General features: G+C 39.0%; 7 protein-coding genes. 1 reads left to right on the forward strand and 6 read right to left on the reverse strand.

All coding sequences use genetic code 11. The annotated features are described in order from the left end of the window. The 4 genes from AC1DPQ_RS14240 to AC1DPQ_RS14255 form a co-directional block, all read right to left on the reverse strand. On the reverse strand, window positions 1-691 hold a 691-nt coding region (locus AC1DPQ_RS14240), incomplete at its 3' end, for an aldo/keto reductase (protein ID WP_477609874.1). Between the two features lies 1 nt (window position 692). Continuing rightward, window positions 693-1,031 (reverse strand): L-rhamnose mutarotase, encoded by a 339-nt coding sequence (locus AC1DPQ_RS14245; protein ID WP_477579699.1) that lies wholly within the window; start codon window positions 1,029-1,031, stop codon window positions 693-695. A gap of 29 nt (window positions 1,032-1,060) precedes the next feature. Then, complete coding sequence (locus AC1DPQ_RS14250) at window positions 1,061-2,578, reverse strand: alpha-L-fucosidase (RefSeq protein WP_477579701.1); 1,518 nt, start codon at window positions 2,576-2,578, stop codon at window positions 1,061-1,063. A 220-nt stretch (window positions 2,579-2,798) separates the two neighbouring features. Further along, complete coding sequence (locus tag AC1DPQ_RS14255) at window positions 2,799-3,953, reverse strand: aspartyl protease family protein (RefSeq protein WP_477609876.1); 1,155 nt, start codon at window positions 3,951-3,953, stop codon at window positions 2,799-2,801. Window positions 3,954-4,211: 258 nt separating this feature from the next. Here AC1DPQ_RS14255 and AC1DPQ_RS14260 point away from each other — a divergent pair, with 258 nt between their 5' ends. Beyond that, entirely contained in the window at window positions 4,212-4,625 is a 414-nt protein-coding gene (locus AC1DPQ_RS14260) for a VOC family protein (RefSeq protein ID WP_477585289.1), read from the forward strand. Between the two features lie 305 nt (window positions 4,626-4,930). On the opposite strand, the gene AC1DPQ_RS14265 is transcribed toward AC1DPQ_RS14260, so the two are convergent. Next, window positions 4,931-5,251 carry a hypothetical protein gene (locus tag AC1DPQ_RS14265; RefSeq protein ID WP_477585290.1) on the reverse strand — a complete coding sequence of 107 codons (321 nt, stop codon included), beginning with the start codon at window positions 5,249-5,251 and terminating at the stop codon, window positions 4,931-4,933. Between the two features lie 494 nt (window positions 5,252-5,745). After that, a partial coding sequence (locus AC1DPQ_RS14270; protein WP_477609878.1) for a hypothetical protein occupies window positions 5,746-6,378 on the reverse strand: 633 nt, incomplete at its 5' end.

Here is a 6,378-nt window from a genome sequence, read left to right on the forward strand (position 1 = left end):
TTACAAAAGCCACCAGTGCTTTAGGATGTGACTTTAAGGTTAAACTATTGGCAATCATTACCCAGTCCAGCGCTACATCTTTTGTGATCAGCTCGATTACTTTCCAATCTTTTGCCCCTACCCCAATAGAAGATACTAAACCAGCTGACTTTAGCTCGCCTAATGCCCTATAGGCTTCGATAATGTGCTGATACCTTTCCTCGTAATCAGATTTGTTATCAGCTGCCAACAGGTATTCGTCCGGATCATGTACAGAAACCATTTGGGCATGATAATCGCCCAGCAAATGATTACCCTGTTCAAAACATTTCATTATCCCCTCATAACTGATCATCTGTACGGCATCATACCCGATATTTTTCCATATGCCTGGTTCAAATGTTGGCTCAGGAGTCAAAAGCTCTGTTCTATACCAGCCAAGCTTATTGCTGATCACCACATTTTCTTCATCAACATTTAAATCAGCAAGGCATTTCCCTAATGATTCTAGCGCGAGGCCAGCCCCGTATTTACCTGCGGTATCAAAGAATGCAACTGGCTTGGCCGATTTTACACAAGCCTCTACAATAGCCAACTTTACAGAGTAATCAACGGCCTGATAGAGATTGCCCAAACTGCTTGTTCCAAAAACAACAGCGGGCAGCTGGAGATCAATCTGTTCGGTGTGCATGTGCCCGTTCGACTTTTTCATATCACAATTCGTTTAACCTAAATATATTTTTCATTAGCAGCCACTTTTCTCCAGGCTTTGCCAAGGGTAATGCCTGCTGATATTTCCACATCAGTTCTTCCCACTCTTTCACCTTAGGGTTAGCAATATCCATAGCTGCTTTTTTTTCAAAACTGAAATCATCCCCAGTTTCCATAATCATGAACAAACGGTTCGAAATGCGGTAGATTTCCATTTCCAAAACCCCCGATTCGATAATACTCCGCTTAATTTCAGGCCAACCGTTAAGGTGATAAGCTTCATACTCCGCTATGAGTTTTGGATCATCAACGAGATCCAGTGCTAAACAATATCTTTTCATTTTTCACTTTAAAATGTGAGCATCTCTCCCTATTTTTTGAATTCTATTTTGAAACCAGTTACCAACCAGGCCGGATAATCTGCAGGTTTGCTAATTACAAGGGCTTCATCTTCCTGCACCCACTTTAATTTACTTTTACTGCCCAGCAGCGTAACGGAAGTGATGGGCTTCTCCAGGTATTTCGATTTGCGCCCAAGTAAGGTCATCTTAATGCTTTCATTTGGCACATTCAAACAGAAAGCAAAAAGATTGCCCTCCTTTGTGGTATACCTGATATCCGTAGATTGATATTCACCTGAATCGGTTAAGCCACCAAAGTGGCCCTTTTTCTGGTTTGATTTAATGGTAGAAGGACCTTCTCCATATACTTTCCATGGTCTCGACGCATAAATACCTTCTCCATTCAATTTGGTCCAGTCGCCAATTTCCGTAACAATTTTAACAACATCCGGCTCCAGGTCTCCCTCTGGAGTCTGTACAACATTGATCAAAAGATTTCCGTTTTTACTTACAATGTCGATCAAAAGCTGGGCAATTTCATTCGCACTTTTGTATTTCTGCCCGGTTCTATAATACCAATCTCCTATTGAAGTATCGGTTTGCCACGGAAATGGGCTGATCGAATCCAATACCCCGCGTTCTACATCTTGTGCCCATTTACCTTCAGATGGCTCTTTTGGTGTATATACTGCCTCAAGCTTGCCTTTATTTTTGGCCATATCCTGATTGTAATAGTGCGCAACCATAGTACGCCCTATATCTTCAAAAGGAAGTTTACTATCCGAATAAAGCAGGTCGGGGTGATAATTATCGACCAGTTCGTTAACATTTTCCAACCATTGTTTATGCCAGCCCGGATTATTGGTCAGCCACTCTTTCATATCGGCCGAATCTGCAGGTAAATGATAAAGATCAGAATATTTCGGATCGTGCCCATCATAAGCAATCCCTGCAAACTGCCCCGTTTTGTCTGCGCCATGACTTGGCTGAAACCAGTTAAAACTGGCTGCAAGATGCTCGGAAATGCCAAAACGGAGCCCTTCTTTTTTAGCTGCTTTTTGCCATAAGCCCACTACATCTTTGTGTGGCCCCATATTTACCGAATTCCATTTATGGATTTTGGAGTTCCATAGAAAGAAATTATCATGATGCGAGCCCATGGTTACAAAATATTTGGCACCAGCCTTTTTATATAAGGCCATCAACTGCTCAGGGTTCCATTTCTCTGCTTTCCATAAAGCGATAATATCTTTGTATCCAAATTTAGATGGTGTACCATAAGTTGCCACGTGGTACTTATTCTGCGCACTGCCCTGAACGTACATATTCTTGGCATACCAATCACCCTGTCTGGGAACTGCCTGAGGGCCCCAATGCGACCAGATTCCAAACTTGGCATCTCTGAACCAGTCTGGATATTTATACTGCTTTAAGGATTCATCGGTAGGTTTAAAAATCCCTTGTTCTACCTTATTTGTTTTTTGTTGTGCCTTGAGGTTTAAGCCTAGGGAACAAGCCATAAGGCCAACTAATACTATTTTTTTCATTTCCTTATATTTGGTTTTATCAAAAATAAGTAACTCATCCGCTCAATTCTTGAAATAAATAGACTATTTGTTGTAAAAATCCGACATTTAAGAAATGATAAAAGGATCACTTAAAAAGATCTCTCTCCCGAAAATTCGGGATTGCACTTCAGTCGAGGACGACCAAACGCTGTGTTCTTTGTGCCTTCACTCCGTGATCTCTGTGGTTAAAATGGAGATATTAAATCTTTTGGTCTGCATAAGCAACATCATAGAGATGGTTTGGCTTTAAATAGATCACATCATTTTGAAAATCAAAAACCGTATTGAATCTTTTCAGAATATCTGTTCCCAGATAATGAACGTTAACCCCTGGCATGGGTTTGTTTTGCTCCATAACCTGAGCTGGAACATTTTTCAATTCAAAATTACCAATCTTCAAACTTTGCAGTTTTACTGTGGTTACCGGGATTTCATTACCTTTTGTACCATGCATAATTACCTTTTTGATCACTTCCATCTTCTCGGTTGGAAACCTCATTTCCCGCAGCAAATCGTTATCGAGCATAGCCGTGCGCTGGTAACCTAAATCGAAGAAAAAGAGGCTTTTATTTTTGATCCCGCTTTGCGAAATTTCGCTCTCTATAAAAGGTTTGTTTTTGATATAGGTGATCTTAAACCTGGTGTATTCCTTGTCCTGTAAAATCTGCTTGGGCATGGTAGAATGCACCATCATTTTATTCTGATCATAATCCAACGCTACAATCATGCCGTCGAATATATCCCATCCCAACAGGCCATCTGTTTCATTGCCCGCCAATTCGATATCATAAATTTTGCTCTTGTAGGTATGATTCCCAATTTTGATATCATAATCGGTGTTATAAAGCTTGGGCTTAGATTTAACTTTTTGCTTAAGTGCAGCGGTAGTAAAATCTACCTCGGTTGCGCCTGAATCGAAGTTCAATAAAAGGGAATCAGTTTTGTTGAAAAACACCGGTAAAAAGTTTGTATTGTATTTATTCACAAAAAAAGGAATTGAATCGTGCACTTCAGGCAATATTTTGCTGAAGTTTTTTAGCTCGGGACACACAATCTTGGTGCGGCAGGAATCTTTGCCGTTTAACAAAACAATAAATTCTTTTTGCTCCCCAGGTCCTATCCTAAACACAATAGAATCTATATCCGTTTTGAATTTTATGTTTATTGATTTGGTTATTTTACCAGTTGTAAACACATCTAATTTTATCTTGGGATTGATGTACCAATTCGATGATGCCTTGTACGATTCGTAGAATTTTGCCTGAACAACTCCGGCTTTAACAATTGGTAATTTCTTTTGAGCTAAAACAGAAAAGGGAAGCAAAACTGTTACAATGAGTAATATTCTTTTCATGAGCGATAATAGATTTAGGGCTTTGTAAGGGATTGGCATTTAATGGCTACCATTGGAAACCAGAACTAAAGATAAAAGAATTACAAATCATAAGTAGGCACTATGCATTTAAAATTTTTGAGTGTTTGACTTGAAGCACCCATCTCAAATGAGTTAGCAATGAAACAAGTCGCGTTTAACCCCTTAACTTGTCGTTTTTGCACATTAATACTTACCCGGCTTTATTATACTTTTGAATATACTAAATCAGAAAACAATATGGCAACTCAAATTTTTGTGAACCTATCCGTTAGCGACCTTAACAAGTCGGTGGAGTTTTTCACCAAACTTGGTTATACTTTTAACCCACAGTTTACCGACGAGAAAGCAACCTGCATGATCATCAGCGATACCATTTATGTAATGCTGCTTACCAAACCTTTTTTCCAGACTTTTACCCAAAAAGAAATCATCGATGCCCACAAGGCAATAGAAACCTCCATTGCCTTATCGGCTGATAGTAAAGATGCCGTTAACGAAATGGTAGATAAAGCTGTAGCTGCTGGCGCCACAATACCGAATCCGGCTACCGATTATGGTTTTATGTACCAACATAGTTTTGATGATCTTGATGGCCACCATTGGGAATATGTATGGATGGATCCAAACGGCGTGCCTGAGCATCAGGGGTAGTTAGGAGAAAGTTATTGATAAAAAAGGGCAAGCAACGGCTTTTCTGTGCTTGCCTTTTTCTTTTTTGGGCTTCATTATTTTTACAGGTTATATTTTAGCCACGGAAGCATGGACAACATGGAGTATCCATAGCTTTACCACAAGTGCGAGCACTCAATCTCGTTAAATTAGAGTTTTTAACCATAGATGCATACAGATAAACACGGATCTTCATATCTGTGTGCATCCTTTTTATCTGTGGTTAAATTATTTTGCTTGTGCGAATGGCTTACTTAATGACATTGGGCTTGCTCCAGCGGAAGGTTTCATAGCGATTGGCTACTGGACAGCGCATGGAAATATTCGGGAGGTACAGTGGTAAAACACTCTCGTATTTTGGCATTAAATTGCGCTATTATTTGTTGTTTAACCAGTTCGACTGCTTGTTTATGTGAACAGAAGCCTTTAATCACAATTTTCCCGTTCATTTCTAAATCTCCTGATATTCCAATTTTGTACCTCCCCATCGGTAGTTTCCCTTCTAATTTTTGCCTAGGATCAAAGCTTGGGGTGCCAATCGCAGAAAAGCTGGCAGATTTATAAAGTGGAATCCAAAGCGAGCCAGTCTGGAAATTCTCGATTTTCACTACAATGGGTAATAGCTTATTGAGCTGTTTGTAAACTGTGTCATCGCCTAGTAGTATAACAATTGATAGATCTTGCGAATTGAAAGCAGGTGCAGATTTTGTGCTGGAATCCCCTACCTTGACAAAGGAACTGTTTGTATTTATGGTTGAATTGTAGGATGACTCAGTGTAAGATCGATAAAAGTTCAAATCCACATACGGGGTCTCTCGCAATGCCATTACTGTAAAAACTAGGATGATCAATGCGATAACTATTTTCTTTCGAGACGTCATTTATTTGGTTGAGTTGATAAATTTTGATATTAGACAGATAAGTTAAAAAAAGTTACGCTAAAGGGGAATGTTTTTGTTTAAACCTAGAGATCCTTCAACCTTAAAGATTAACAATTTGCATTCTAAATCTCCCATGCCAAATATTTGGTCAAAATCTCATTGTAATTTGAAAGGTAAGGTATGGTCCAATAAATTGTTTCGAAAACAAATCTATTTTAGAATTAAATATCTTTCTTCAAATGCGGAAGGACATATTTAATTGCTGGGTACTTGCTGACAGTCACTGCATCGTTGAATTCCATAAATTCCTTGAAGCAAGCAGACTCTTTATCGATCTTATTAGAACTTTTCACATGCTCGATCAGCTTTTCCCTAGAACCGAATATATTGTTCACCCATTCATCAGCGAACTGATAATAACTGTCATTGGGATCAAAGTATTTCTCAATGAAACCTCCTAAATCACACGCAGTAAGATTTTTTATAAAATACTCTTTGAATAGTTTTTCGGCTCTTTCTTGCCTAGGATAGCTCTTATCTATCGTATCTGTTTTTCTGATCACCGCTTGATGAAGGGAACGGAATTCCTGAGTAATCACTTCATTATCAGAGCAATATTTATTAAAATACATAAATAGTTGGTCTTCAATTTCTTTTGTAGTCATTGGAAAACCGGATGTACCAGCAATCGCGGCCATTAGAACATACGCTTCTAGAATATATGGGCTCTCGGCAGATGCAAAGAAGTTTTCGATGTATTTCTTGTAATTTTCTTCGTTCCCAAAGAAATCATCCTGTTTGAACTTTGTAGCAGGATAGGCAAATGTTTCGACTAATTGTTTGTAGTTCATGGC

It is taken from the genome of Pedobacter sp. 01T416_2 (genome assembly GCF_056398925.1).